Origin of the sequence: Pseudomonas sp. 51_B (genome assembly GCF_017491595.1) — a bacterium.
Classification (GTDB): Bacteria; Pseudomonadota; Gammaproteobacteria; order Pseudomonadales; family Pseudomonadaceae; genus Aquipseudomonas; species Aquipseudomonas promysalinigenes.
This window is the reverse complement of the sequence record NZ_JAFGYW010000006.1, coordinates 116,366-141,978: the sequence shown is the minus strand read 5'-3', so window position 1 is coordinate 141,978 and position 25,613 is coordinate 116,366. Positions and strand designations below refer to the sequence as shown.

23 protein-coding genes are annotated in these 25,613 nt (G+C 57.0%); 13 read left to right on the top strand and 10 right to left on the bottom strand.

The annotated features are described in order from the left end of the window. Window positions 1-53: 53 nt before the first annotated feature. The gene (locus tag J5M56_RS10030; protein WP_243430660.1) at window positions 54-1,184 is read left to right on the top strand and encodes a TauD/TfdA family dioxygenase; all 1,131 of its coding nucleotides are present in this window, start codon (window positions 54-56) and stop codon (window positions 1,182-1,184) included. 6 nt (window positions 1,185-1,190) lie between these two features. After that, window positions 1,191-1,802, top strand: a complete 612-nt coding sequence (locus tag J5M56_RS10025) for an HD domain-containing protein (protein ID WP_207936677.1) — start codon at window positions 1,191-1,193, stop codon at window positions 1,800-1,802. 540 nt (window positions 1,803-2,342) lie between these two features. Here the strand turns inward: J5M56_RS10025 and choX are convergent. Continuing rightward, on the bottom strand, window positions 2,343-3,278 hold the full coding sequence (gene choX, locus J5M56_RS10020) for a choline ABC transporter substrate-binding protein (protein WP_207936676.1): 936 nt from the start codon (window positions 3,276-3,278) through the stop codon (window positions 2,343-2,345). Between the two features lie 343 nt (window positions 3,279-3,621). Further along, window positions 3,622-4,784 (bottom strand): IS3 family transposase gene (locus J5M56_RS10015; protein WP_207936675.1). Its coding sequence is split into 2 segments (ribosomal slippage): window positions 3,622-4,529 and window positions 4,529-4,784, totalling 1,164 coding nucleotides; the frame shifts between segments, so codons are not numbered across the junction. A gap of 901 nt (window positions 4,785-5,685) precedes the next feature. On the opposite strand from J5M56_RS10015, the gene J5M56_RS10010 reads away from it, so the two are divergent. Both J5M56_RS10010 and J5M56_RS10005 read left to right on the top strand, forming a co-directional pair. Beyond that, on the top strand, window positions 5,686-6,309 hold the full coding sequence (locus tag J5M56_RS10010; RefSeq protein WP_207936674.1) for a glutathione S-transferase: 624 nt from the start codon (window positions 5,686-5,688) through the stop codon (window positions 6,307-6,309). Window positions 6,310-6,336: 27 nt separating this feature from the next. Continuing rightward, window positions 6,337-7,317: a hypothetical protein gene (locus J5M56_RS10005; protein WP_207936673.1), complete on the top strand. Its 981-nt coding sequence runs from the start codon at window positions 6,337-6,339 to the stop codon at window positions 7,315-7,317. Window positions 7,318-7,511: 194 nt separating this feature from the next. On the opposite strand, the gene J5M56_RS10000 is transcribed toward J5M56_RS10005, so the two are convergent. Then, window positions 7,512-9,131, bottom strand: a complete 1,620-nt coding sequence (locus J5M56_RS10000; protein WP_207936672.1) for a methyl-accepting chemotaxis protein — start codon at window positions 9,129-9,131, stop codon at window positions 7,512-7,514. Between the two features lie 298 nt (window positions 9,132-9,429). Between J5M56_RS10000 and J5M56_RS09995 the strand changes: the two genes are divergently transcribed. Then, on the top strand, window positions 9,430-10,728 hold the full coding sequence (locus tag J5M56_RS09995; RefSeq protein WP_186476126.1) for an MFS transporter: 1,299 nt from the start codon (window positions 9,430-9,432) through the stop codon (window positions 10,726-10,728). Next, window positions 10,725-11,495, top strand: a complete 771-nt coding sequence (locus J5M56_RS09990) for a substrate-binding domain-containing protein (RefSeq protein ID WP_207936670.1) — start codon at window positions 10,725-10,727, stop codon at window positions 11,493-11,495. The genes J5M56_RS09995 and J5M56_RS09990 overlap by 4 nt, the downstream gene beginning before the upstream one ends. Here the strand turns inward: J5M56_RS09990 and J5M56_RS09985 are convergent. Both J5M56_RS09985 and lpdA read right to left on the bottom strand, forming a co-directional pair. Continuing rightward, on the bottom strand, window positions 11,481-12,389 hold the full coding sequence (locus J5M56_RS09985) for a LysR family transcriptional regulator (protein ID WP_186476128.1): 909 nt from the start codon (window positions 12,387-12,389) through the stop codon (window positions 11,481-11,483). The two genes, J5M56_RS09990 and J5M56_RS09985, sit on opposite strands and share 15 nt — an antisense overlap. A 73-nt stretch (window positions 12,390-12,462) precedes the next feature. Beyond that, entirely contained in the window at window positions 12,463-13,863 is a 1,401-nt protein-coding gene (gene lpdA / locus J5M56_RS09980; RefSeq protein ID WP_207936669.1) for a dihydrolipoyl dehydrogenase, read from the bottom strand. Between the two features lie 208 nt (window positions 13,864-14,071). Here lpdA and cfaB point away from each other — a divergent pair, with 208 nt between their 5' ends. Then, a complete protein-coding gene (gene cfaB / locus J5M56_RS09975; protein ID WP_207936668.1) occupies window positions 14,072-15,256 on the top strand; it encodes a C17 cyclopropane fatty acid synthase CfaB in 1,185 nt (394 codons plus the stop codon). Window positions 15,257-15,291: 35 nt separating this feature from the next. Here cfaB and cls read toward each other — a convergent pair whose 3' ends face one another. Continuing rightward, on the bottom strand, window positions 15,292-16,731 hold the full coding sequence (gene cls, locus J5M56_RS09970; RefSeq protein WP_060477625.1) for a cardiolipin synthase: 1,440 nt from the start codon (window positions 16,729-16,731) through the stop codon (window positions 15,292-15,294). Window positions 16,732-16,860: 129 nt separating this feature from the next. On the opposite strand from cls, the gene J5M56_RS09965 reads away from it, so the two are divergent. After that, entirely contained in the window at window positions 16,861-17,388 is a 528-nt protein-coding gene (locus J5M56_RS09965; protein WP_060477624.1) for a DUF3617 domain-containing protein, read from the top strand. A gap of 3 nt (window positions 17,389-17,391) precedes the next feature. On the opposite strand, the gene folE2 is transcribed toward J5M56_RS09965, so the two are convergent. Further along, the gene (folE2, locus tag J5M56_RS09960; RefSeq protein WP_207936667.1) at window positions 17,392-18,279 is read right to left on the bottom strand and encodes a GTP cyclohydrolase FolE2; all 888 of its coding nucleotides are present in this window, start codon (window positions 18,277-18,279) and stop codon (window positions 17,392-17,394) included. Window positions 18,280-18,299: 20 nt separating this feature from the next. Beyond that, window positions 18,300-18,641, bottom strand: coding sequence for a glutamine synthetase (locus tag J5M56_RS09955; protein ID WP_155500243.1), 342 nt, complete (start codon window positions 18,639-18,641; stop codon window positions 18,300-18,302). A 149-nt stretch (window positions 18,642-18,790) separates the two neighbouring features. Between J5M56_RS09955 and zigA the strand changes: the two genes are divergently transcribed. The 3 genes from zigA to J5M56_RS09940 are packed head-to-tail and all read left to right on the top strand — an operon-like array spanning window position 18,791 to window position 21,633. Next, a complete protein-coding gene (zigA, locus tag J5M56_RS09950; protein ID WP_060477621.1) occupies window positions 18,791-19,999 on the top strand; it encodes a zinc metallochaperone GTPase ZigA in 1,209 nt (402 codons plus the stop codon). Continuing rightward, window positions 19,996-20,622 carry a DUF1826 domain-containing protein gene (locus J5M56_RS09945; protein WP_207936666.1) on the top strand — a complete coding sequence of 209 codons (627 nt, stop codon included), beginning with the start codon at window positions 19,996-19,998 and terminating at the stop codon, window positions 20,620-20,622. The genes zigA and J5M56_RS09945 overlap by 4 nt, the downstream gene beginning before the upstream one ends. Before the next feature lie 39 nt (window positions 20,623-20,661). Further along, window positions 20,662-21,633: a CobW family GTP-binding protein gene (locus J5M56_RS09940; protein ID WP_207936665.1), complete on the top strand. Its 972-nt coding sequence runs from the start codon at window positions 20,662-20,664 to the stop codon at window positions 21,631-21,633. A 12-nt stretch (window positions 21,634-21,645) separates the two neighbouring features. Here the strand turns inward: J5M56_RS09940 and J5M56_RS09935 are convergent, their stop codons facing one another. Beyond that, a complete protein-coding gene (locus J5M56_RS09935) occupies window positions 21,646-22,038 on the bottom strand; it encodes a DUF3301 domain-containing protein (RefSeq protein WP_060477618.1) in 393 nt (130 codons plus the stop codon). A gap of 120 nt (window positions 22,039-22,158) precedes the next feature. On the opposite strand from J5M56_RS09935, the gene pdxY reads away from it, so the two are divergent. Further along, the gene (gene pdxY / locus J5M56_RS09930) at window positions 22,159-23,031 is read left to right on the top strand and encodes a pyridoxal kinase PdxY (protein WP_207936664.1); all 873 of its coding nucleotides are present in this window, start codon (window positions 22,159-22,161) and stop codon (window positions 23,029-23,031) included. On the opposite strand, the gene J5M56_RS09925 is transcribed toward pdxY, so the two are convergent. Next, window positions 23,028-23,513: an acyl-CoA thioesterase gene (locus J5M56_RS09925; RefSeq protein ID WP_060477616.1), complete on the bottom strand. Its 486-nt coding sequence runs from the start codon at window positions 23,511-23,513 to the stop codon at window positions 23,028-23,030. The genes pdxY and J5M56_RS09925 overlap by 4 nt on opposite strands. Window positions 23,514-23,846: 333 nt before the next feature. On the opposite strand from J5M56_RS09925, the gene J5M56_RS09920 reads away from it, so the two are divergent. Then, the gene (locus J5M56_RS09920; RefSeq protein ID WP_060477615.1) at window positions 23,847-25,607 is read left to right on the top strand and encodes a cation:proton antiporter; all 1,761 of its coding nucleotides are present in this window, start codon (window positions 23,847-23,849) and stop codon (window positions 25,605-25,607) included. The last annotated feature ends 6 nt before the right edge of the window (window positions 25,608-25,613 follow it).

The following is a 25,613-nucleotide window of genomic DNA, read 5'->3' as shown; positions in this document are numbered from 1 at the left end:
TGTTTATCCTCTGATCACGTAAGGATACTGAGTCCACCTATTTGGAGGTTCTCATGGTACAGGTCACTTTCGAAATCAAGCAACAACCGGCATCCGTGATCGCACAGTTGCCAGGGGAAAGCATCACGCTGGCACCACTCTGGTTGCGTGAGCGGTGCCAAGACGCTGTTAGCCTCGACGTCACTACCCAGCAGCGGCTGTTCAACCCTCACAATCTTCCTGACGGTCTCAAGTTAGTTGAGGCTGAAGCCAAGGGGGAAGATAAGGCATGGCTGTCATTCAGCGATGGCTATGCAGGTCTGTATGATCTGAGCGAGTTCCGTGCGGACTTCGACCCGTTGGATGGTCTACCAACCCCGATCAGCTGGAAAAGCGACGTCGATAGTCAGCTTATCCACATTGATTTTAATCGACTGACTGAGTTTGATTACCGTCTGGAAGCATTCAGCAAGTTCCTGACCTACGGCGTTCTTATTATCCAGAATGTGCCGACCGAGACAGAGTCGGTGCTGGACGTGGGTAAGATTTTTGGTCAGGTGCGCGAAACCAATTTTGGTAAGTATTTCGAGGTCTATTCCCGCCCTAACTCGAACGACTTGGCCTACCGCTCAATCCATCTTGACCCTCATACCGACAACCCGTATCGCGATCCAATGCCAGGCGTTCAGCTTCTGCATTGCTTGATCAACGAGACATCGGGCGGCCTGTCTACCCTGGTTGATAGCCTGGCAGTTGCGGAGCAACTGAAACTGGAGGATCCGGAAGGCTTCGACATGCTGATGAAGGTGCCTGTTCGATATCGTCACGTAGATGATGATGTCGAGCTGATCGAGCGTCGCCCGATCATCATGACTGATGCTCTTGGTCGCATGACTGGAGTGAGCTACAGCCCACGTCTCGATTATTTGCCTTTGCTGGGCGAGCACGACATGGCCGTGTTCCATCGGGCCCGTCGCCGTATGGGTCAACTGTTTACCGACCCTGCTTTTGAGCGCCGCTTTAAGCTGGAAAAGGGCGAGCTTCAAATGTTCAACAACACACGCGTTCTCCATGGGCGCACAAGCTTTGACACCAGCCAAGGGCGGCGCCACCTGCAAGGGTGCTACATGGATATGGATGGCCCAAAGGGCATCTACAAGGCCATGAAAAGAAGCTTGAAAGCCCGACAAGATTCGAAAGCCTGAGGACCGATGATGGAAACCGTAGCCTTTACTCAGATGAAAGATGGCACCAAAGCCGAGTATGAAATGCTCACTCAGCTGGAAGCCGACTTCGCGAAAGAGTTGCCCGATCGGATCCTGAAGTGTCTGCGAGACCTTGAGCACTCGCTCAGCGGCTACAAGGTCAGCAGGCTCGATCACTCGCTGCAGACCGCTTGCCGGGCTGAGGACGATGGTGCGGACGAAGAGATGATTGTTGCCGCCCTCGTCCACGACCTAGGTGATGAGCTGGCCCCTTACAATCATTCGCAGTATGCTGCGTCTATCCTCAGACCCTACGTTCGGCCTGAAGTGACATGGGTGATCAACTACCATGGCCTGTTTCAGAATTACTACTACGTTCATTTTTTCGGTGGCGACCGAAACGAACGGGATATGTACAAACAGCATCCGTACTACGACAGCTGTGTGCGGTTCTGCGAGGTATGGGATCAGGCGTCCTTCGATCCCGAGTATCCAACGCGTCCGCTGGAGCATTTTGAAGCGATGGTCAGGAGGATTTTCACCCGCCCCGCATTTGATCCTAAGTATGTTGGCGATCAGACAATGGGGCGAAGTGCACTAGATCAACCGATGAGATAATGATTTCATCCGTCCGAGTGGGGCGCCTGCGAGGACGGATGGTACTAAATAGAGCTGGATTTTATAAAGCAGTTAAATATCTATTCTTGGTCTTTGAGTTTCTAAATGGCGCTAAAGCTAGAGTGTACGATTTACCCGGTCGTGTAAGTGAGCTGTATGCATCATTCCAGCTGTCTACTGGCTAGTTAAGTGGTCTTTAATGATCGTCCTGTCATGCCTGCATAGGGCTCCCAGCCAACGACCGATTCAGTCCACCCAAAAGCTGCGTCCACTTTGAGCGCTGCTGACAGATCGATTCTAAGCATCGCAGTTTCATTATCCTCTAGCTCTTCTGTCCCTGAAGCTGTAGTAGTCATGACCAACACCTTGATTTTAATGTCTGCAAAGGTTGTCCGCTGTACGTTTGATATTTTTTGCGGCCTCGATGCTATTGCCGCGTCGATACGTATCAGTAGCAACTGTTCTCCACGCAGTCTAGGTCTCGTCCATCCTGACTTTCAGACGAAGAAAAGCCGCTTCATTGAAGCGGCTCTGTTTTATCTATTTGGAGAGGCTTGCCAGAACTGCTGTCTTACCATCTTTTCCATCAATCGTAGTCACACCATCCAGCCAACTGTCCAGGGTCTCGGGATGATTGGCTAGCCATTTCTTCGCCGCACTCAAAGCCGGCTCTTTTTTGTCGAGAGAGTTCATCATGCTACTCTCCATTTCGACTGTGAACCTCAGGTTGCTGTAGAGCTTTCCAATGTTACCGCAGCGCTCGGCGTAATCCTTCGAAGTGATAGTTTTGACGGTCGCAGCACCGAAGTCGGGGCCGAAGGAATCATCGCCGCCCGTGAGGTAAAAAATGTCCAGGTTTATGTTCATCGGATGAGGCGCCCAGGCCAGGAACACGATCGGCTTTTTCCGCTGAATCGAGCGGGTTACTTCCTGGATCATGCCTGCCTCGCCAGACTCAATCAGTTTAAAGTCCTTCAATCCATACGAGTTGTCTGTGATGATTTTCTGCACCAAGGTGTTGCCGCCGCTGCCAGGTTGGATGCCATAAATGCGTCCACCCAGCTGGTCTTTGAATTTCTCGATGTCCTTGAAATCTCTCAAGCCTTCATCAGCCAGAAATTTGGGTACCGCGAGTGTGTATTTGGCCCCTGTCAGATTCGGCGCTTGAAGGACTGCCAGTGAGTCCCTAAGAGGGTTGATCAACGGATCTTGCGAAGGCGACCAATAATTGATGAATGTGTCAAGTTTACCCTCACTGAGGGATTTCAAGACGATTGGAAGGGAAAGCATTTTATCGTCGAATTCGTAGCCTAGGCCTTGCGCAACCACTTGAGTCAGCGCATTCGTTGAGATCCCATCAAGCCAGCCGACATTTGCCGTTCTGATCACTTGGCAGCTACTAGGTTCTTGCGCCATAGCTAACACACTCTGGGTTGCCAAGGCTGCTGCAATCACGGTTATACAATACTTGTTCATCCGACTCCCCTGTAGAGTTTGCACAAAACTCTGTATTACGTATCTGAGTGGCAGGCTCAAAGGGCCACGCGGATGACGCTTATAGGTGCGTCTTTTCCGAATGGATTATCAGCTTTTCGTATGGGCTACATAACCGCGATTTGATTATGGGATGCATGCGATTTTCTTATGCACGGCTGCGCTGAACGGGTTTCGTTGCGGTCAACCAGATGCCCTAATGTCTTAAACTGGTTGAATTTGGCGGGCGCTCACGAATCTAGGCAGGCTCTTTCTAGTTTTTCGTCTTTTATGTCTCAATAGGTGAGGCAGCGCGCGCATCTTCATCAATGGGCTGATGTAGTGGTCAACTCATCCCGGACACGGTTTTGAGTTTTTCTTCAGCTTTCGCCGGAGCCAGCCCATCGTTGAACTGATGAGGCCGGATCCAGTTGTAGTGGCCCATCAGGTATTGGCCAATGTCTCGTTGAGCTTGCTGCCCGGTCAGGTAGCCCGTGGTCGGTATCCACTCTGATTTCAAGCTGCGGAAGACTCGCTCCATCGGTGCATTATCCCAACAGTTGCCTCGGCGGCTCATGCTCTGGCGCATGCGGTAGCGCCACAGTCTCTGGCGGAACTGACGGCTGCCATATTGCGATCCCTGGTCAGAGTGGAACAGGAGTCCTTGAGGCTTTCCACGTTGTTCGTAGGCGACGTCCAGCGCTTTGACCACCAGGTCTCCATCCGGCTTTTCTGACAAGGCCCAGCCAACCACTCTGCGTGCATAGAGATCCAGGACAACTGCCAGATAGTGCCATTTGCCCTGTGCCCAGACGTAAGTGATGTCTCCACACCAGACCTGATTTGGAGCTTCGACATCAAATGCTCGGTTCAAGGTATTCGGTATATCTGGCCGCTCCACTGTGGCCTTTTTGTACGCATGTGATCCTGGCTGCTTGCTGATCAACGCCAGCTCTCGCATCAGGCTGCTTACCTTGAACCGCCCGATTTGCTCACCCTCTCCTTGCATCATTGCCATGATGGTACGGCTGCCGGGCGCACTTCGACCTCGCGTGAACAACTCATTCACTCGACTGCGCAACCGTAGTCGTTCAGCGTCCGGAGTTCGCCTTCTGTGAAGATGTGCGTAGTAACTTGAGCGAGTGACTTCGAACACTTCGCACAAACAATCAACGGGCTCATGGTCGCTGAGCTGGCGGATCAGCGCGTACGCTCGAGATCTTCCGACATCAAGAGCGCGGTAGCCTTTTTTAGTATCGATTTCTCGCGTTCAAGGCGCGTGATCCGGGCTTCCAACTCTTGGATTTTTTGCTGCTCTGGCGTCAACGCTTTGCTGGCCGGCGTAACGCCGCCGCGCTCCTGCTGAAGCTGATTAACCCATCGGCGCAGGGCCGACTCGACCAAGCCGAGCGAACGGGCCGCTTCGGCATGGCTGTAGCCTTGATCGAGCACCAGGCAGGCAGCTTCGCGCTTGAACTCAGGGGTAAAGGTACGGCGTTGCTTGGTCATCGGACACCTCTCTATGGCGAGCATTCTCGCCTAAATGGGTGTCCGGGGTTAGTAGACCACTACATGATGATCATTGCGAAGGCGAGCCGCTTCGGAGCGTTCCTAGGAGGTATGGGCGCACAGGCGATGTTCATTATTGGAGCCGCGCTCATTTCGTCGCCCTTCAGTAGCTATCGCACTGTCCGCGTTTTCAGAAGTATTAGGAAACCTATCCTAAGATCCTTGAGCAGGTTGCAACCACGCCCTCCAGTCTCTCCAGCGAGGGCTTAATCCAAGGGTCAGGAAAAGCCGTTGTGGTTAAGTCAGCTTGAAAAAACATTTAAAATCATGTGTTTAAGTGATTTTACAGGATTTATTGTCTGTGTTTTTGATTGCAACCCTAGATTTTGCCGATCATGACAGCTTGATGAAGATGTCAGCAGCGTCTGCAGCTATCATCCTATAACCGATTGAAAGTACAGTCTTTATTGGAAGGCCTAGATTGGATTCTGAGAATTGAAACTGTCGCACAGGAGTAAAAACTGTCGCACACGGAGGAAGCCTTAACCGGCTCCCTTCTTCGTTGCGCACCTCCTTTGAGCTTTTGCGCTCAGCGCAACCTTGTGTTGACGCTAATCCAGGCCCCTCCACATCAAACCCGATGAATCGCTCGCCTCGTACGTCAGACGCAACCTGCACCTAAACTGGTGGGCGGGCAACATGGGATATTCGATAAGCTCGCGACGCGACATGTGTTCGAAAAGATTGAGGTAAAGGGCCTTGCAGTGGCACTTGGATGCCTGGATGTTACAGCTTCAACCGGCTGTTTCAAGCCCGTACGTTGATGGCTACGATGTATGTTCCATGCTGGCGAGAATGGAATCGATGAGGATTGTCCGTTCTCCGATCATAAGGAGGTGAAATGCTAAAAATACTGGGCAAGGCTTCTTCGATCAATGTCCGCAAGGTGGTTTGGACATGTGTTGAGTTGCAGATTCCCTTCGAGCGGCAGGACTGGGGCTCTGGTTTCAGAAGCACCAATACACCCGAATTCTCTGCGCTAAACCCCAACGCGATGGTGCCGGTGGTCGATGACGAGGGGTTCGTCGTGTGGGAGTCCAACACGATCATTCGATACTTGGCGAACCGGGAAAATGCCATTCATCTTTATCCGGCAGAGGCGAAAGCCAGAGCCCGGGTGGACCAGTGGATGGATTGGCAGGCTAGCGACTTCAACAAGTCTTGGGGCTATGCGTTCATGTCGCTAGTCAGAAAAAGTGCTACCCATCAGGACCCAGAAGCTCTGGCGCTAGGGTGTCGTGAATGGACTAGGCACATGGCGATTCTGGACAGACAGCTCGACAAAACGGGGGCGTACGTCAGTGGTTGCGAGTTCTCCCTGGCGGATATCCCGATCGGCCTTTCGGTGAACCGCTGGTTTGAAACGCCGCTGACCCACCCGGACTTTCCTGCGGTTAGTGCCTATTACGAGCGCCTGAGTGAGCGTACCGGCTTCCGCCTGCATGGCCGCAACGGCACGCCGTGAAGGACACGTTCAAGGAAACCTAGGCTTATGTGGGGATATATTGCGCTCTATGTGCTGTTCGCAGCGGGCGTCTATTGGTTGGATCGCAGTATTCATCGGCCGCTTTTCGTCAGAACTCAGAACCGACACTTTCGCTGGAAACTGAATTTCAATGTCAAACACTGGGCCGTCGACGAGTATCTCGCTGCGATGGTTATGACCTGTGCGGTTGTCTTGCAGGTCATGATGATGCTTCAGTGGTTGGGCAGCACACTTGATAAAACCTTGGCAAAGTGGCTATTCGCGGTGCTCAGTCTGGGGTCGATAATGCTGGCTGTACGCTTGCTACGGCTGGTAGAGCGTTATACCCGGCACAAGGGATGGTTGACGGTACTGGCCGCATTGCTGACGGTAGCGGTGGGCCTCGTAGCCAGCGCTGAAGCTGACGCTTTCATCCTTGGGCAGACGCGTATCGAGCCGGGGCAGTTTCCCGGTGCACAGAAAACCCTGACATTCATCTATTTGGTTTACATCTGGTATCTGGCAGCGAGTTTACTCCTGGCGATGGTGATGTTAATCGGTGCCTTGGTATTCGGCATGATGGCGCCGGCTTTCAAACAGCGTGTAAGGCGTAGCCACACCACTGCTATTTGCTGGAATCTTTTCGTACCCAGCTCGGACGGGTTCCGGCGCCAGTGGGTGAATGCATCGTGCGTGCTTGGCGTGATTTATACCGCCGTGATCCTTCTTGCGTTCTCCGAAGTAGTCAACAGCAAGCTCCGGTGGGCGTCACACGAATTGTTGGTTTATGCGTCTTTTCACCTAGGCCCCGAAGACTGCGCGATGACTGGGTTACCTGCTGGCACACGGCTGGCGCTGTTGGCCAAAGGCGGGGTAGTAGTCGCCGAACCTGCAGGGGAGATGTATCGCTACAAAGAGCAGGCATGCTCGCTGCAGACGCTTGAGCAAGTAGAGGCGGCGCGTGATGAACGAATCAGAGCAGCCAGAGCCACTGATGATTACTTTTGAAAAGTATTGCTGGTTTGCCTGATCAACATGCCGGCTTTCATCGCAGCATCAGCAGCCTAACGGCCAAACCAGGGCTAAAGGTGAGAGCCGTTTGTGGTCGAAAGCAAGGCAGTTTTCCAAGCGTTCCTGAAACCCAAATACGACGCGGGCCATAGGGTGGAGCAGGCTCCACCCATGCAGCCCACCTTCCGATGTCAGACCACGAACCGCGTTACCAGCTGATTCAAGTTGATTGCCAATTGCGACATTTCACTGCTGGCGCTCGCCGTCTGGCTCGCACCGGCAGCGCTTTGCGAAGCCAGGTCGCGAATGCGCAGAAGGTTCTGGTCCACTTCACGCGCTACGTGGGACTGCTCCTCGGAGGCTGTGGCGATTTGCAGGTTACGTTCGTTGATCTGCGTGATCGCACTGGCGATTTCATCCAATGAGCTGCTCGCCTCCTGGGCGATACTCAGGGACTGGGTGGCCAGGTCACGGCTGGTATTCATCGCCTGAACCGCCTGCTCGGAGTCGGCCTGAATGGTTGCGATCATCTGTTCGATCTCTTGGGTCGACAACTGGGTGCGGTGTGCCAGCGCCCTGACTTCGTCTGCGACCACGGCAAAACCTCGGCCCTGTTCACCTGCGCGAGCCGCCTCGATTGCCGCATTCAGAGCCAGCAGGTTGGTTTGCTCGGCGATGCCGCGGATCACCTCGACGACTTTGGAGATATCTTGCGCGCGATCCGACAGGCCTTGGATTTGCTCGCTGGTCTGCTCCACGTTGCCGCTGAGCCGTTGAATCGACTTCAAGGTCTGCGCCACCCGCTCCTGGCCGCTTTGGGTGAAGCCTTGGGTACGTTTTGAATCTTGCGAGGCGGATTCTGCATTGCGAGCGACTTCATCCACGGCTGCGCTCATTTCGGTCACAGCCGTCGCCGCTTGGTTGACCTCGTCATTCTGAGCGACCAGGCCACGGCTGGAAGCCTCCGTCACCGCTGTCATTTCCTCGGAGGCCGAGGCCAACTGAGTGGAGGAGTCCGAGATCTGCACAATGGTATTGCGCAAGTTCTCTTGCATCTGCGCCAACGCCTTGAGCAGCCGGCCTGCTTCATCGGCCCCAGTGACCTTCACGTCCTTGGACAGGTCACTGTTGGCGATGCGCTCAGCCACGGACAACGCATCGCTGATGGGGGAGACGATGCTTCGGGTCAGCAGAAGCGCTAGGCCCATGGTCAGCACCACCACCCCGACAATGATCCCGATCACCAGCCAGCGACCTGTGGAGTAGAGGTTGGCTGCGGTCTGGCCCGCTTGTGCGGCACCTTTGTCGTTGAAATCGGTAAGTTGATCGATCTGGTCTTCCATGGTGCTGGTCAGCGGACGAATGCTGGTGGCTACCAGATTGACGGCCTCAGCGATGTTGCCCGCGCTCATCAAGGGCACCAGCTGATCGAGCTGCTGCTGATAGGCCTGCGCGCTGGTTTTGACCGCAGAAAATAGGGTGCGCTCCTGATCGCTGGCAATCAGCGGCTCGTAGTTGGCTACGGCGTCCGACATTTCCTTGCGGTACTCAGGGAAGCTTTCCAGGGTTTTCTGAAGGCTACGGGGGTCTGCGATGGCGCGCTGAGTTTCCAAGCGCAGACGCAGCATCGAGGCGTTCATCACCGAGGTTTGGCGAATACTGGCCATCCAGTTGAGCTCGACGTCTTTTTCGATGTCCCGCAGGTTGCTCATTTGGGCGACTGCAAACACCCCAAGCACAACAACGAGCCCCACGATCAAGGAGAAGAACAGCGCTGCTCGCGGCGCCAAGTTGAGGTTTCTAACGTTCACGGACGGACTCCAAGACAAATGATGGCGGGCTGCCCAGTTGTATCGGTTCGCTTCGCGGAAATTTGAGAGGGAGGAGGGCTTAAAAGAACTGGCTTCAAAGCTAGCCATGATCCAAGACAGCGCGCCGCCTTTGGCAGTTCTCGCACCTCAAGCCGCGCTTGCACGCGAGGCTTCACACACTGATTGATCTCATTCACGCATCAATTAATGAAAAATGAACGATTATCTCCAGCGCCGCTTTCGACGATCATTCCAGAAATAAGCACTTACAATTATTAAGAAACGCTGGAGATCCATCATGAGTCTGCCGTCAAGCTCGGTTTCCGAGGGCAAGTCCAAAGCCGGTATGGTCTTTCGGGTAACGTCCGGAAATTTCCTCGAACAGTTCGACTTCTTCCTGTTCGGCTTCTATGCCACCCACATCGCGGCGGCGTTCTTCCCCGCGTCCAACGAATTCGCGTCGCTGATGATGACCTTCGCCGTGTTCGGCGCAGGCTTCCTGATGCGCCCGCTGGGTGCCGTGATCCTGGGTGCTTACATCGACGACGTTGGCCGGCGCAAAGGGTTGATCGTCACCCTGGCGATTATGGCCAGCGGGACATTGCTGATCGTACTGGTGCCCAATTACGCCAGCATTGGCTTGCTTGCCCCTGCCTTGGTGCTGATTGGGCGCTTGCTGCAAGGCTTCTCGGCAGGTGCCGAGCTCGGTGGTGTGTCGGTATATCTGGCCGAGATGGCAACGCCGGGTCACAAGGGCTTCTACGCCAGCTGGCAATCGGCTAGCCAGCAGGTGGCGATCGTCGTCGCCGCGGCGCTGGGCTTTGCCCTCAACGAATGGCTGACCCCAAGCGAAATCTCCGATTGGGGCTGGCGCGTGCCGTTCGCCATCGGCTGCATGATCATTCCGGTCATCTTCCTGCTGCGTCGCAGCCTGCAGGAAACCGAGGAGTTCGCCGCCCGCAAGCACCGTCCAACCATGAAGCAGGTGCTGGCTACCCTGGCTGCCAACTCCAGTATCGTGGTCTTCGGCATGCTGATGGTGGCCATGACCACCACCGCGTTCTACATGATTACCGTATATGCGCCGACCTTCGGCAAGACCGTGCTGCAACTGAGCACCGGCGACGCATTGCTGGTGACCCTGCTCACGGCAGTTTCGAACTTCATCTGGCTACCCATCGGTGGCGCCATCAGTGACCGTGTAGGCCGCAAGCCGCTGCTGCTGGCGATGTCGCTGATGACCTTGATTACCGCGTACCCCGCGCTGACCTATCTGGCGCAGTCGCCCACCTTCGGTCACATGCTCGAAGTGCTGTTGTGGTTCTCGTTCCTGTACGGCATGTACAACGGCGCGATGATCCCGGCGCTGACCGAGATCATGCCGGTGGAGGTGCGCGTGGCAGGTTTCTCGCTGGCTTACAGCCTGGCGACTGCTCTGTTCGGTGGTTTCACCCCGGCAATCTCCACGTGGATGATCCACGTTACCAATGACAAGGCCGCTCCAGCTTACTGGATGATGTTCGCCGCGCTCTGTGCATTCGTCGCTACCTGGATGCTCTACCGTCGCCTGGCGCATCGTGCAGCGGTGGCCGCATGAGGACTTCAATGAAAGCGTTGCTCGCCGCGACATTGCTCGCAACCTGCAGCCTGGCACAGGCTGCAGAACTGACTGTCATGACGTCGGGCGGTTTCACCGCCGCCTACAAAGAACTGGGGCCACAGTATGCCGCGAAAAGCGGTGATACCTTGGTCACCGTGCTGGGCCCGTCCATGGGTAAGGCGCCTGAGGCTATCCCCAATCGCCTGGCACGCGGCGAGCACGCCGATGTGGTGATCATGGTCGGCTACGCGCTGGACGAGTTGATCCGCCAAGGCAAGGTTGACCCATCATCGCGCGTCGAGCTTGCCGACTCTCGCATCGGTATGGTGGTCAAACAAGGGCAAGCCAAACCTGCCATCGGCACCCCGGACGAGCTGAAAAAGACCTTGCTGGCTGCCCGCTCGGTTGGCTACTCGGACAGCGCCAGTGGCGTGTATATCGAGAAGGAGTTGTACAAGAAGCTAGGCATCCAGGACCAGCTTGCTCCAAAGAGCACCATGGTCGAGCGTGTGCCTGTGGCCTCGCAAGTTGCTCAGGGGACCTATGAACTGGGCTTCCAGCAGGTCGCCGAGCTGCTGCCCGTACCGGGTGTGACCTACGTAGGCAAGATTCCGGAAAGCCTGCAATCGGTCACCCGCTTCGCCGCCGGCATCCCTAAAGCCGCAGAGCACCCCGCCGAAGCTAAGCAGTTCCTCCAGTACCTGGCCTCGCCCCAGGTCCAGCCTGCGGTGCAGGCCACTGGGCTGGATTCAGTCGCCAGGTAAAACGCCAGGCAGTTCACGGATCAGCCTGATCATTTCCAGTGCCGCAGGTGTCAGCGTACGCCCTCGGCGCCGGAGCAGCCCCATCGTCCGGCTGACCTGTGGCTCGACCAGCGCAACGCTGGCGAGTATCGGATGGGGAGCCATCGGCAGGGCAATCGATGGCACTGCCGCAATACCCAGCCCCGCCTCGATCAAGCCCAGCAGGGTGGTTACGTGCCGAGCCTCGCATACGCTGTCTTTGCTGGTCTGCATCCCGGCCAGGGCTCGATCCAGCACCAGGCGGTTGCCCGAGGCTTTGTTCAAGGTGATGTAGTCGTGTTCATAGGCCTGCGCCCATGTCACCGACTGCGCTTTGGCCAAAGGATGATCGTGCCGACAGGCGATGACGTAGCGCTCTTCCAGCAACACGCTGAACTCGATCTCTGGGGCCAGGTTGCCGGTGAAGCTCAGGCCGAAGTCCGCTTCGCCCGACGCTACGGCGGCGCTGACTTCGTTGGCGGAAGCGTCATACAGATTGAGCCGCACTTTAGGGTATTGCGCGTGGAAGGCGCGGATTGCATGTGGCATGAAGTAGTAGGCCGCTGACGGTACGCAAGCGATGGTCAGCGTACCAGTGCGCAGTGAGCCACCGTCGCCCACGCTCAGCAGCGCCAGGTCCAGGTCGTCGAGCAGTCGCTCGACTTGAGGCAGGAAGGCACGCCCCACATTGGTCAGCGAAACTTTGCGCGTAGTGCGCTCGAGTAGCTTGACCCCCAGTGCCGATTCAAGTTTTTCGATGCGCCGGCTCAGTGCCGACTGCGTGATACGAATGGTCTCTGCGGCGCGGCGGAAACTGCCTTGCTCTACCACAGCGCGGAAAGCCTGCAGGTCGTTCAGATCGAAGTTGATGCTCACCCGGTGGGCTCCGCTGGTTTGATCGAAAGCGTGCATCAATGGTATTTCGAAAAAACCGGCGGAGCCAGCAGCCTCAGATTTGCATGGCCATGCCGTGCACATTCATCGCTGCCTGACGCAGAGCCTCTGAGCGGGTAGGGTGGGGGTGGCAGATAAGGGCAATGTCCTCAGCGGAGGCTGCAAACTCCATGGCCACGCAGAATTCGCCGATCATTTCGCTCACGCTTGGGCCGACCAAATGCACGCCCAGCACTTCGTCGGTGTTGGCATCGGCAATGACCTTGGCGAAGCCTTCGGTTTCATGATTGATCTTGGCGCGGCTGTTGGCCGAGAACGGGAACTTGCCAACCTTGTAGGACCGACCTTCGGCTTTGAGTTGCTCTTCGGTCTTGCCCACGGTAGCCATTTCAGGGCGGGTGTAGATCACGCCAGGGATCAGATTGTAATTCACCTCATGCGGCTTACCGGCGATGCGCTCGATGCAGGCTACCGCTTCGTCCTCAGCCTTGTGCGCCAGCATTGGCCCTGAGGTAACGTCCCCGATTACCCACAGGCCAGGGACTGAGGTGCGATGGTGCTCGTTGCTCAACATACCGCGCTTGTCAGGTTGAAGGCCCACGCTTTCCAGATTAAGACCTTGGGTATACGGACGGCGCCCGATGGCGACCAATACATAGTCGGCCTGAAGGGTCTGCGCGGGGCCACCAGCGGCCGGTTCGAGGGTGAGGTTGACACCCTCGGCGTCAGTCTTGGCCTGGGTGACCTTGCTGCCCAGTTTGAATGCCATGCCCTGCTTGGCCAGCGCTTTTTGCAGGGTCTTGGCGGTTTCTTCATCAGTACCAGGGCAGATGCGATCGAGGTATTCGATGACGGTGACTTGAGCACCCAACCGACGCCACACCGAACCCAGCTCCAGGCCGATCACGCCTGCCCCGATCACCACCAGGTGCTTGGGCACCTGTGGCAGGGCAAGGGCGCCGGTAGAGTCGATGATGCGCTGGTTGTCCACGTTCACCCCTGGCAGGGTAGTAGGCTCGGAGCCAGTGGCGATGACGATGTCCTTGGCTTGCAGCGCGGTTTCGCTGCCGTCCTCTGCCTTGACGATGACCCTGCCGGCGCCATCCAGGCGGCCCCAGCCTTTGACCCAGTCCACCTTGTTCTTGCGGAACAGGTATTCGATGCCCTTGGTCAGGCCGGCCACGCTCTCGTCTTTCTGTTTCATCATCTGAGCAAGATTCAGCGTTGGCTTGACATCGATGCCGAGGTGAGCGAATTCATCGCCACTGGCGGCCTCGTAAAGCTCGGAGGCATGCAGCAATGCTTTGGACGGCATGCAACCGACATTCAGGCAGGTGCCACCTAGGGTTGGGCGGCCTTCCACGCACGCCACGCTCAGGCCCAATTGGCCCGCACGGATTGCTGCGTTATAGCCGCCAGGACCGCCGCCGATGATCACCACGTCGTAGGATTTCATGGGTGTGTACTCCAGATGAGGAAGCGCGAGAGGGGCATAAGATTAAGCTGAGAAGGTTGGATTGTATACAATCTAGGGGTTGCGACTGACCAGCTCGCTCTAGACTTTGGTCTGCACTACAGGAAACATCCCACGAATGAACTACTCTTTTCCGGCGACGTTCGAAATATCAGGCGTCGTGGCCTATTAGGGAATGGAGGGGTGATTCATGCTTGCTCAACTTCCACCGGCACTGCAGAGCCTGCATCTGCCGCTGCGGCTCAAACTGTGGGACGGTAATCAATTCGATCTGGGCCCAAGCCCCCAGGTCACGATCCTGGTCAAGGAGCCTCAGTTGATCAGCCAGTTGACCCATCCAAGCATGGACCAGCTGGGCACCGCATTTGTGGAGGGCAAGCTGGAGCTGGAAGGCGATATTGGCGAAGCCATCCGGGTGTGTGACGAACTCAGTGAAGCGTTGCTGGTTGATTCGGATCAAGCGCCGCCTCAGCGCCTTGCCCACGACAAGAGCACGGATGCCGAGGCCATTTCTTACCACTACGACGTCTCCAACGCGTTTTACCAACTGTGGCTCGATCAAGACATGGTCTATTCGTGTGCCTACTTCCGCGAGCCGGACAACACACTCGATCAAGCCCAGCAGGACAAGTTCGACCATCTGTGCCGCAAACTACGCCTTGATGCTGGTGAATACCTATTGGATGTGGGCTGTGGCTGGGGCGGGCTGTCGCGTTTTGCTGCTCGCGAATACGGCGCCAAAGTGTTCGGCATCACCTTGAGCAAGGAGCAGCTGAAGCTGGGCCGCGAGCGGGTAAAGGCCGAGGGCTTGGCGGACAAAGTTGATCTGCAGATTCTCGATTATCGTGACCTTCCTCAGGACGGCCGCTTCGACAAAGTGGTGAGCGTTGGTATGTTCGAGCATGTCGGGCACGCCAACTTGGCGCTGTATTGCCAGAAGCTGTTCGGGGCAGTGCGCGAGGGTGGGGTGGTGATGAACCACGGCATCACTGCCAAGCATATCGACGGCCGACCTGTGGGGCGTGGAGCAGGTGAGTTCATAGACCGGTACGTTTTCCCCCATGGTGAATTGCCTCACCTTTCAATGATCAGTGCCAGCATCTGTGAAGCAGGGCTGGAGGTGGTGGACGTTGAAAGCCTGCGTTTGCACTACGCCAAGACACTGCATAACTGGAGCGCGAACCTAGAGAATCAATTGCATAAGGCAGCCGCACTGGTGCCTGAGAAGACCCTGCGCATCTGGCGCTTGTACCTGGCCGGTTGTGCTTATGCATTCGAGAAGGGCTGGATCAACTTGCATCAGATTCTAGCCGTGAAACCTTACGCCGATGGGCACCATGACCTGCCTTGGACGCGTGAAGACCTTTACCGCTGAACCTGAAGGGGCCGCATAAGCGGCCCCTTGAGCATTCAGAGGATAGGTGAAATCAGCCTCGCGATGCGCATACCCAGCTGTTGCACCCTGTGGGTGTCACGGCTGTCCTCTGCAGTGATTTCCCGAGCTTGCGCAAAGTCGTCCAGCAACATCGCCTCCACTTGATCGGCGAAGGTACGGTCTACAGTGAGCAAGGTGATTTCGAAATTGAGCCTGAATGAACGGTTGTCCAGGTTGGCACTGCCGACCGCACTAACTTCGTCATCCACCAGTACAACCTTTTGGTGCAGAAAACCCGGCTGATATCGAAACATACGCACGCCAGCCCGAACTGCTTCGAATGCGAAAAGGCTGGATGCCGCGTAGACGATTTTATGGTCGGGGCGCGCGGGGATCAGTACCCGTACGTCCACCCCGCGCAGTACCGCCAGACGCAACGCCGCAAACACGGCTTCATCAGGGATGAAATAGGGCGTGGTGATCCACACGCGCTTGGTTGCCGACTGAATAGCTTCGATGAAAAACAGCGAGCAGGTTTCCTGCGGGTCCGCCGGCCCACTGGCAAGGGCCTGGCAGAGCACGCCATTGTCTGGATAGGTATCGGGCAGTATCAAAGGAGGCAGCTCGCGGGTTGCCCAGTACCAATCTTCGGCAAACGATTCTTGCAGGCAAGCCAGAACTGGCCCCTCGATCTGAACATGAGTATCGCGCCAGGGTGACAAGACTCGGTGTTTGCCTAGGTACTCATCACCCACATTGTGCCCCCCGACAAAACCGATCAGGCCATCGATCACAACGATCTTGCGGTGATTGCGGAAATTTACCTGCAGGCGATTGAACCATCCGCGGCGTGTAGCGAAAGCATGAATCTGTACACCGCCGTCACGTAGCACTTGGCTGTAGCTGGCGGGTAATGCGTGGCTGCCCACCCCGTCGTACAGAACAAAAACTTGCACCCCTTCTGCCGCCTTACGCAGCAGCAATCGCTGAAGGGCCTGGCCCAATTCGTCATCATGGATGATGAAGAATTGCACCAGCACGACTTCGCGAGCCTGCTCGATGGCATTGAATATGGCATCGAAGGTGGCCTGACCATTGATGAGCAACCTGACTTGGTTGTTCGCCAGGCACGGCATCCGTCCCAGTTTTGGCATGGCGCGCAACGCGGCGTAGCTTTCTGACTCTCTGGCGGTCAGCGCTTCCTCCACCCACGGCCGCCAGTTCAGGTTGGCCATGGCAACGTGCATTTCCTGGTTGGCCTGGCGCCGAGCTTTGATGTAAGCGTTGAATGAGCGAGCCCCGAAAACCAGATAAGGAATCAGTGTGAAATAAGGTATGAAGAACAGTGACATCGCCCACGCGATTGCTCCTTGTGCGGTGCGCACGGTGAACACCGCATGCAACGCGGCGATGATCCCGAGCAAGTGAATCAGCCCGAGCACATAGCCGAAGAAGTAGGGGCTGTGGTAATCCATACGCATCCTGCCTGCCGAATACACAGCAGGTAACAGAACACGTTCCAGGTCTGCCTGCAACCTGAAAGCGGATTTGGCGTCTAACCCTGAGCCCGGCTCGATGGCCGGTTTTTCGAGGAGCGTTGTTTCATGAAAATTCGTCTTCCACTGTTGGCTCTGGCGTTGGGCCTGAGCAGTCCACTGGTACATGCACAGATGTTGCAACCTGGCCTGTGGGAGCTAACTACCAGCAATATGCAGGTCGATGGCAAGCCGTTACCTGACATGCAATTCATGCTGGGCCAGTTGAAGAATCTGCCGCCTGAGCAGCGGGCCATGATGGAAGGGATGCTGGCCAAGCAGGGCGTCACCATAGGCGGCAATGGTGTGCGCTCGTGCCTGACGCCTGAACAGGTGCAGACCAACGACATTCCTTTGCAAGACCCTAAATCTGGCTGCACTCAGAAGATCACCGACCGTACAGGTAATGTCTGGAAGTTTCAGTTCAGTTGCCCCAAAGCCCAAGGTACCGGGCAGGCAACCTTCCTCAGCGACAAGGAATTCACTACGCAGGTCAATGGCACATTCAATGCCTCGGGTGTTCAGCAGCAAGGCAGCATGAATACCCGAGCTGTGTGGCTTGGCAATGACTGTGGAACGGTCAAGCCACGTACTTGAGATTCACCACTGCCATTGGCTGGCGGCGACCGCATCGTGGGCATGCAGGCTTTCTGCATGCACCACACGTAGCTTGAACGCCGTGGCCCACTCCAACGCACGTAGCGCTTTATGCAAGCGCCTTGCGGCGTCCTCACAAAACATTAGGTTCTGCCCATTCGCCAACGCGAAGGCTTGTTCATCTGCGCGTTTTACTGCCGTCTGCACGGCGGTGCCAAGGCTGGCTTCGACTTGATCGATAAGCTCCTTGATAGGTAATGCAGCGAGATTGTTCCTCAGACGAACTTCGATCTGCGCCTCGCTCCGCTGGCTGTGGGGCGTGGCTACAATCCCTTCACTGCTGCCTAACCACTGCACCACTGCCTCGCGTTCGAGCGATTGCTCCGGGAAGTCTGCCTCGAACTGCTGCTGGATGAGTTGCCTGGCCAGCGCTGCCGAGCAAGGGCAAGTCGAGGAATAGGGCACACCGACAGATAGTTCCACGTGGAACATTTCATTCTCAATCTTGGCGCGCAGCGTGATTGGATAGTGCTTCCAGCCGGCGAGTGGGCTGATCAACGCAGGCCTTTTGAGAAGATAGTCAAAGCTAAGGTCGATATACGCTGCGTCTGATAGACCTTCGTGGCTTGCAATAAAGTCTGCCAGCAGATGCCGCAGGGCCAAAGAAGTCAACGGCTGGTGTTCGAGCGATTCCAACGCAAGGTAGAGCCGAGACATATGGATACCCCTTGCTGTCCCATCGACCAGGCTGACGCCGGCACTGGCGATGGCCGCCATCGTTTGGCCGGCAAACTGGATGGGTAAAGCGATGCCGCTCATCCCGACCCAATCAAGTGGTGCGGTTTGCTCTTGGGGCTGTGTGGCGATGTCTGGAAGGGTCAGGCTAGTCATTGGGGTACCAGGCGTTGAGGTCAGCGACATCCGCCGACCAGGCTGCAATGCAAATTGAAACGTTGACCACTGGAGCTGGAGACACGGTTAAAGGTGGTCCAGCCAACGCGACGGCTATAGCCAAACCAAGCTTCACCATCGCTTGCCACGCCGGTGAATAACGTTAGTGAGCCGTAGCGGCTGTTGGTCTGCGCCCACAGCCGGCGTGTTTGGGTATCGAACCCGCGCAGGTAGAGCTGGGTACCTTCGGTACGCACGCTGTAGTAACTGCCCTTGTTATCCTGGCACGCCAGCAAGGTAGCGCTGCGGGTGCACAGCGCCAGTGAACTGCCTTGCGCTGATGCAACTGCAGGCAACGGCATCAGGCACAGCAGTGTCAGGGCGATGGATGACCGGGTCATGTGCGTATCCAGAGATGCGTTCGACGAGTGTGACTTGGCGAAATTGTATTGTTACTTTATAACATTGTGCAATGCATCGTTTCGAATGCGCAGCCTGAAGGGGTTTCACCATGTCCAATCGTCTTCCTGTCACTGTACTTTCCGGCTTCCTGGGTGCCGGGAAAAGCACCTTGCTCAATCATGTACTGCGCAACCGCGACAATCTCAGGGTGGCGGTTATCGTCAACGACATGAGTGAAATCAACATCGATGCCAGTGAAGTGCAGCGCAACGTCAGCCTTAACCGTGCCGAAGAAAAACTCGTTGAAATGAGCAACGGCTGCATTTGCTGCACCTTGCGCGAAGACCTGTTGGAGGAAGTGGCGCGGCTCGCGCAAGAGGGCCGTTTTGACTACCTGCTGATCGAGTCCACAGGGATCTCCGAGCCGTTGCCTGTGGCTGAAACCTTCACCTTCCGCGATGAACAAGGTCGTAGTTTGTCCGACATGGCGCGTTTGGACACCATGGTCACCGTGGTCGATGGCCTGAACTTTCTGCGTGATTATCAGCAAGCCGAGAGCCTGGCCAGCCGCGGCGAAACCCTGGGCGAAGAAGATGAGCGCTCCATCACTGACCTGTTGATCGAACAGGTCGAGTTTGCCGACGTGCTGTTGTTGAGCAAGATCGATCTGATCAGCCAGCACGAACGCGAAGAACTGATCGCCATCTTGCGCAGCCTCAACGCCCGCGCTCAGATCGTGCCGATGGTCATGGGCCAGGTCCCGCTGGGACGGATTCTAGATACTGGTCTGTTCGATTTTGATCAGGCCGCTCAGGCGCCCGGCTGGTTGCAGACTTTGCGCGGGGCGCACGTGCCTGAAACCGAAGAATACGGTATTTCGGCGAGCACTTGGGTAGCTCGTCGGCCCTTGCACCCACAACGCTTCTACGACTTTATCCACAACACCGGAAGCAACGGCCGGTTGCTGCGTTCCAAGGGCTTTTTCTGGTTGGCCAGTAAATATCAGGAAGCCGGTAGCTGGTCGCAGGCTGGCGGCATGATGCGCTATGGCCTGGCAGGGCGGTGGTGGCGGTTTGTACCGCGTGAGCATTGGCCGCAGGATGAGCAGAGCACAGCAGATATCCTCAAGCATTGGCAGGCAGACACCGGTGACTGCCGCCAGGAGTTGGTCTTCATCGGCCAGAACATTGATTTCGCACAGTTATCCACAGCGCTGGACGCCTGCCTGCTCAACGATGAAGAAATGGCCCTCGGGCCAAAAGGCTGGGCCAGGCTGCCTGACCCCTTCGGTGCATGGGATGCCGAGGTTGCTGCATGAACATGGCGTTGAAGACTGCGGCTATTCGTCAGGTTTTCGGTGAGGCGCCATCGGTGTTTACCGAGGTCTATCAGGACGGGGTAAACATGGCGGTCTGGCAGCGGCGCTTGCCAGCCCAGTTGGAAGACTTCGCTGTTTTGGCCGTCAGCCTCGGCCAGCCGTGGGCTGACCAGCGCGTTATCGATGTGAACGAGCATGAACCGCCGGCTCTGCCTGGCTTGCTGCAGGAGGCAGCAGATCTGCAAGGTTACGAGAGCTTCGTGGCTGACGTGAAGTGGTTGGTGTCGGCCTATACCTGCCTGCTCGGCGCACGGCGGGTGGGGTTGCGGTTAAGGGTGCTGCAAGGAGCGATGTGCCCGCGCTTTCATGTGGATAACGTGCCTGTGCGTCTGTTGACGACCTACGTGGGGCCCGGCAGCGAGTGGGTTGAAGAAGGCGCTCTGGAACGGGTCGGCTTACACCTGGCTGAGGCCCCTGTGGATAACATTCGAAGCCTAGGCGTAGGAGACGTTGCATTGGTCAAAGGCGAAAAATGGGCCGGTAATGAGGGCGCCGGGCTCATCCACCGCTCCCCGGCCAGCCAGCAGCGGCGACTGTTGCTCAGCCTTGACTGGCTGGCATGACGGGGCATAGTGGACTGAATTCCACTTAGAAGCGCTGGCATGCTGCGAAATATCCCCACCCACGTCATCGCTGGCCCCCTGGGGGCCGGCAAGACCAGCCTGATCCGGCAGCTAATGGCCCAGCGCCCGGCCAATGAACGCTGGGCGGTGCTGGTCAATGAGTTTGGTCAAATCGGTCTCGATGCGGCGCTGCTCAGCCATAACGATGACGGCATCGCCATCGGTGAGGTGGCTGGCGGTTGCTTGTGCTGCGTGAACGGTATGCCATTTCAGGTTGGCCTGGGCCGCCTGCTGCGTAAGGCGAGGCCAGATCGGCTATTCATTGAACCGTCCGGGCTGGGTCATCCATTGCAGTTACTCAACCAGTTGGGCAAATCTCCATGGGTCGGAGTGCTGGCGTTGCAGCCATTGGTCATGGTTTTGGATGGCCAGGCGTTAGCCAAGGGTGAGGAATTGCCCGAAGCTCAACAACAGGCTCTGCAGGCGGCAGGCTTGGTGCTGCTGAACAAGGCTGACACTGTGGATGATTTCGGTAAGCTGTTGATAAATAACAGATTAAAAGATATCAACAGTGTTTGGACCCAGCAGGCTCTGGTTGACATGAAAACCCTGCCCAGTTCATCCACAACACAACCGCTCGGTTTGCTTGTGGGTAATTTGGTGGATGCTGATCTGTCCACAGCCCCTGAGCCCCTGTGGATAGATAAAACCCTGCCGCTCTGTACTGCACTGTCAGGGAATGGCGGTTGGAGCATCGGGTGGCGCTGGCACCCGAGCCAGCAATTCGACCCGCAGCGCATGCAGGCATTTCTCGCCGCTTGGCCTTGGCGGCGCGCCAAGGGTGTTATCCACACCCAGCATGGCTGGCAATCGTTCAATGGGCTGGAAGGCCAAGTGCCGCAGTGGCAGCCCAGCGAATGGCGCAAAGATACGCGCATCGAGTTAATCTTTGAGCAGGCTCAGCCAGCACCACCTCTGCAGGTGGCGCTGGCGCAATGCTTGATCACATAAACGCGGCGCGCCTCAGTTGTGCCAGCGGTTATGCTCCTGGCGCCATTGCTGCATCTGAATCACATTGTCGGCCCGTGGCGGTGTCTTGATCTCGAACGGGTAGGGCGCCAGCTCAATCTGTGCGCTGTGGGCACCGAACTGGGTCACGCTGCCGGGGTGGCGCTGCTCGCCGGTGACGGTGAACTCGAAGGCATAGACCCGCGCCAGGCGTTTCCTGCCTTTGGCATCACGGATGAACGCGATGCGTTTGAGCGCAACGGCGTCATCCAGCAGTTCCAGATCGAGTTTGGCGCAATGCTGTTTGACCCGCTCCAGGGCCTTCTCGCGCAGCCCGTGGTTATGCCATAACCAAGCGCCTGCCGTGGCCAACAGCATCAGGACGAAGAGATTCTCCAGGGTCAACATTTACGTATGCTCCAAACAGGTCGAACCAGCTTAACTGCGCCACTGGCCTGTCGTACAGGTGGCGATCGAGTTCATACTGCGCGCCGCACAAACCTTGAAACAGCTTTGGAATCCGCTCCCATGAAACGTACTCCGCACCTGCTCGCCATCCAATCCCACGTGGTGTTCGGCCACGCCGGCAACAGCGCTGCGGTGTTTCCCATGCAGCGAGTTGGAGTCAACGTCTGGCCTCTTAATACAGTACAGTTTTCCAACCACACACAGTATGGCCAGTGGGCGGGGGAAGTGCTTGCTCCAGCGCAAATTCCTGCGTTGGTGGAAGGGATTTCCAATATTGGCGAGCTGGGCCACTGTGATGCGGTGCTGTCCGGGTACCTGGGCAGTGCCGCCCAGGGCCGGGCGATCCTCGCGGGTGTGCAGCGGATCAAAGCGGTGAACGCCAAGGCTTTGTATCTGTGCGACCCTGTCATGGGCCATGCCGAGAAGGGTTGCATCGTGCCGCAGGAGGTCAGTGATTTTCTGCTCGATGAGGCCGTGGCCAGCGCGGATATCCTCTGCCCCAATCAACTGGAACTCGACAGTTTTTGCGGGCGCCGTGCGCAATCGCTCGAAGACTGCGTGAGCATGGCGCGCAGCCTGCTGGCGCGCGGCCCGCAGGTCGTGTTGGTCAAGCACCTGGCGTATCCGGGGCGCCCTCAAGACATGTTCGAAATGTTGCTGGTTACCCGCGAAGAAAGCTGGCACCTTGGCCGTCCGCTGCTGGCTTTCCCACGGCAACCAGTAGGTGTGGGCGACCTGACCTCGGGCTTGTTCCTGGCTCGGGTTCTGCTGGGAGACAGCTGGCGACAAGCGTTCGAGTACACCGCAGCGGCGGTGCATGAGGTGCTGCTGGAAACCCAGGCCTGCACCAACTACGAATTGCAACTGGTGCGGGCCCAGGATCGTATCGCCCACCCGCGCGTACGGTTCGAGGCGCAGCGCCTGGCGGTCTAGATCGAATCGGTTTTCAGGTTCTGGTAGCGTTTTTCCAGTTCCTGACGGATCTGCCGGCGTTGCTGGCCTTGCAGGAAGCGGCGTTTCTCTTCGCTGGACTGCGGCTGGCGCGCAGGGACCGGCACCGGGCGACGGTTGTCATCTACTGCAACCATGGTGAAGAAGCAGCTATTGGAGTGGCGTACCGAGCGCTCGCGGATGTTCTCCGTGATTACTTTGATGCCCACTTCCATCGAGGTATTGCCGGTGTAGTTGACTGAGGCCAGGAAGGTCACCAGTTCGCCGACGTGCACCGGCTCGCGGAAGATCACCTGGTCAACCGACAAGGTCACCACATAGCTGCCGGCATAGCGGCTGGCGCAGGCGTAGGCCACTTCGTCGAGGTATTTGAGCAAGGTGCCGCCGTGTACGTTGCCAGAAAAGTTGGCCATGTCCGGGGTCATCAGGACGGTCATGCTCAGCTGGGCGTTTCCAGGTTCCATAGTGTGCTCACGGTGAAATTGCGCTGAATCGGGGCGGGTATCTGCTGACACTTCTGTTTCCCCCTTTCTGAAGGTTTGCCTTCCTTTTACGGGACGTTGCCCGATGTGGCGTCGTCACGCCTGCGTTGCCATTTGGGGCGGCTGATCAGCCGATCTGTTTCTGCATATTGCACCGGCAATTTGTGACGGGGTGCGATGTTACCCTGAGTACGCCCATGCAACATGGGCTTTCCTGCATTCAATACAGTATGTACTTGCTTCTTGCTTGGCTCGGCCTTGGCAGAGGAGCGGTCTGCCCCGGCATTGAGCAACGTCGAAAAGGAGTATCGCGCCATGCATGCCATCAGCTTCATCCAGGACCTGGCAGTAATAATGCTGGTCGCAGGTGTCGTGACGATTCTTTTTCATCGGTTAAAACAGCCCGTGGTGCTGGGCTACATCGTCGCAGGCTTCATCATCGGGCCGCACACCCCGCCCTTTGGGCTGATCCATGACGAAGACACGATCAAGACCCTGGCCGAGCTTGGGGTGATTTTCCTGATGTTCTGTCTTGGCCTGGAATTCAGCCTGCGCAAGCTGTTCAAGGTCGGTGCCACGGCGTTCATCGCGGCGTTCCTGGAAATCGTGCTGATGATCTGGATCGGTTTCGAGATCGGCCGGTGGTTTGGTTGGAGTACCATGGACTCGCTGTTCCTCGGTGCCATCCTGGCGATTTCCTCGACGACCATCATCGTCAAGGCGCTCAACGACTTGAAGATGAAGAACGAGCGCTTCGCCCAGTTGATCTTCGGGGTGTTGATCGTCGAAGACATTCTCGGCATTGGCATCATCGCCTTGCTTTCAGGCATCGCCGTAAGTGGTTCGGTGAGCTCCGGCGAGGTGTTCTCGACCGTCGGCAAGTTGTCGCTATTCATGATCGTGGCGCTGGTCATCGGCATTCTGCTGGTGCCGCGGCTGCTGGCCTATGTGGCCAAATTCGAAAGCAACGAGATGTTGTTGATCACAGTGCTGGGCCTGTGTTTCGGCTTCTGCTTGCTGGTGGTGAAGCTCGAGTACAGCATGGTACTGGGAGCCTTCCTGATCGGTGCGATCATGGCTGAATCGCGCCAGTTGCTGAAGATCGAGCGGCTGATCGAGCCGGTACGGGACTTGTTCAGTGCAATTTTCTTCGTTGCCATCGGCCTGATGATCGACCCCCAGGTGCTGGTCGATTACGCCTGGCCTATCGTGGTCATCACTCTGGCTGTGGTACTGGGCAAAATGCTGTCGTGCGGCATGGGCGCCTTCATAGCCGGTAACGATGGGCGGACCTCGCTGCGCGTAGGTATGGGCCTTTCGCAGATCGGCGAATTTTCGTTCATCATCGCGGCGCTTGGGATGACGCTGCAGGTCACCAGTGACTTTCTCTACCCTGTGGCAGTGGCGGTGTCTGCCATTACCACGCTGCTGACGCCTTACCTGATTCGCGCTGCCGACCCGCTTTCGCACAAGCTGGGTCATATGGTGCCAGGGCGTCTGGCACGGGTCTTATCGCTTTATGGAGAATGGTTGCGCAGTATTCAGCCGCAAGGCGAAGGCGCCATGCTGGCGGCCATGATTCGGCGTATCTTGTTGCAGGTAGGTGTCAACCTTGCGCTGGTGATCGCAATCTTCTTCAGCGGCGGTTATTTCGCTGCGCGCATTGGCGCCTGGCTCAGCGAGTGGGTGACGGATGTCAGCCAGCAGAAGGCGCTGATCTGGGGCGCAGCATTGCTGCTGTCACTGCCGTTTCTGATTGCGGCTTATCGCAAGCTCAAAGCCCTGTCCATGCTGCTGGCCGAGATGGGGGTCAAGCCGGAAATGGCCGGGCGGCATACCCAGCGTGTGCGCCGGGTGGTGGCCGAGGTGATTCCGCTGCTCTCGCTGCTGGTGATCTTCCTGCTGCTGTCGGCCTTGTCGGCGAGCATCCTGCCGACCAGCGAGCTGTTGCTGGTGATTGCAGTGGTAGCAGCGGTGGTGGTGGCACTGCTGTGGCGCTGGTTCATCCGCGTGCATTCACGCATGCAGATTGCCTTGCTGGAAACGCTGGAGAACAGTCGCGACCACTCTCACTGACAGCGC

What these genes read in the sequence shown, in the direction of transcription:
- J5M56_RS10030 (WP_243430660.1), top strand. Translation starts at nt 54, where the DNA reads ATGGTACAGGTCACTTTCGAAATCAAGCAACAACCGGCATCCGTGATC.
- J5M56_RS10025 (WP_207936677.1), top strand. Translation starts at nt 1,191, where the DNA reads ATGATGGAAACCGTAGCCTTTACTCAGATGAAAGATGGCACCAAAGCC.
- choX (WP_207936676.1), bottom strand. Translation starts at nt 3,278, where the DNA reads ATGAACAAGTATTGTATAACCGTGATTGCAGCAGCCTTGGCAACCCAG.
- J5M56_RS10010 (WP_207936674.1), top strand. Translation starts at nt 5,686, where the DNA reads ATGCTAAAAATACTGGGCAAGGCTTCTTCGATCAATGTCCGCAAGGTG.
- J5M56_RS10005 (WP_207936673.1), top strand. Translation starts at nt 6,337, where the DNA reads ATGTGGGGATATATTGCGCTCTATGTGCTGTTCGCAGCGGGCGTCTAT.
- J5M56_RS09995 (WP_186476126.1), top strand. Translation starts at nt 9,430, where the DNA reads ATGAGTCTGCCGTCAAGCTCGGTTTCCGAGGGCAAGTCCAAAGCCGGT.
- J5M56_RS09990 (WP_207936670.1), top strand. Translation starts at nt 10,725, where the DNA reads ATGAGGACTTCAATGAAAGCGTTGCTCGCCGCGACATTGCTCGCAACC.
- lpdA (WP_207936669.1), bottom strand. Translation starts at nt 13,863, where the DNA reads ATGAAATCCTACGACGTGGTGATCATCGGCGGCGGTCCTGGCGGCTAT.
- cfaB (WP_207936668.1), top strand. Translation starts at nt 14,072, where the DNA reads ATGCTTGCTCAACTTCCACCGGCACTGCAGAGCCTGCATCTGCCGCTG.
- cls (WP_060477625.1), bottom strand. Translation starts at nt 16,731, where the DNA reads ATGGATTACCACAGCCCCTACTTCTTCGGCTATGTGCTCGGGCTGATT.
- J5M56_RS09965 (WP_060477624.1), top strand. Translation starts at nt 16,861, where the DNA reads ATGAAAATTCGTCTTCCACTGTTGGCTCTGGCGTTGGGCCTGAGCAGT.
- folE2 (WP_207936667.1), bottom strand. Translation starts at nt 18,279, where the DNA reads ATGACTAGCCTGACCCTTCCAGACATCGCCACACAGCCCCAAGAGCAA.
- J5M56_RS09955 (WP_155500243.1), bottom strand. Translation starts at nt 18,641, where the DNA reads ATGCCGTTGCCTGCAGTTGCATCAGCGCAAGGCAGTTCACTGGCGCTG.
- zigA (WP_060477621.1), top strand. Translation starts at nt 18,791, where the DNA reads ATGTCCAATCGTCTTCCTGTCACTGTACTTTCCGGCTTCCTGGGTGCC.
- J5M56_RS09945 (WP_207936666.1), top strand. Translation starts at nt 19,996, where the DNA reads ATGAACATGGCGTTGAAGACTGCGGCTATTCGTCAGGTTTTCGGTGAG.
- J5M56_RS09940 (WP_207936665.1), top strand. Translation starts at nt 20,662, where the DNA reads ATGCTGCGAAATATCCCCACCCACGTCATCGCTGGCCCCCTGGGGGCC.
- J5M56_RS09935 (WP_060477618.1), bottom strand. Translation starts at nt 22,038, where the DNA reads ATGTTGACCCTGGAGAATCTCTTCGTCCTGATGCTGTTGGCCACGGCA.
- pdxY (WP_207936664.1), top strand. Translation starts at nt 22,159, where the DNA reads ATGAAACGTACTCCGCACCTGCTCGCCATCCAATCCCACGTGGTGTTC.
- J5M56_RS09925 (WP_060477616.1), bottom strand. Translation starts at nt 23,513, where the DNA reads ATGGAACCTGGAAACGCCCAGCTGAGCATGACCGTCCTGATGACCCCG.
- J5M56_RS09920 (WP_060477615.1), top strand. Translation starts at nt 23,847, where the DNA reads ATGCATGCCATCAGCTTCATCCAGGACCTGGCAGTAATAATGCTGGTC.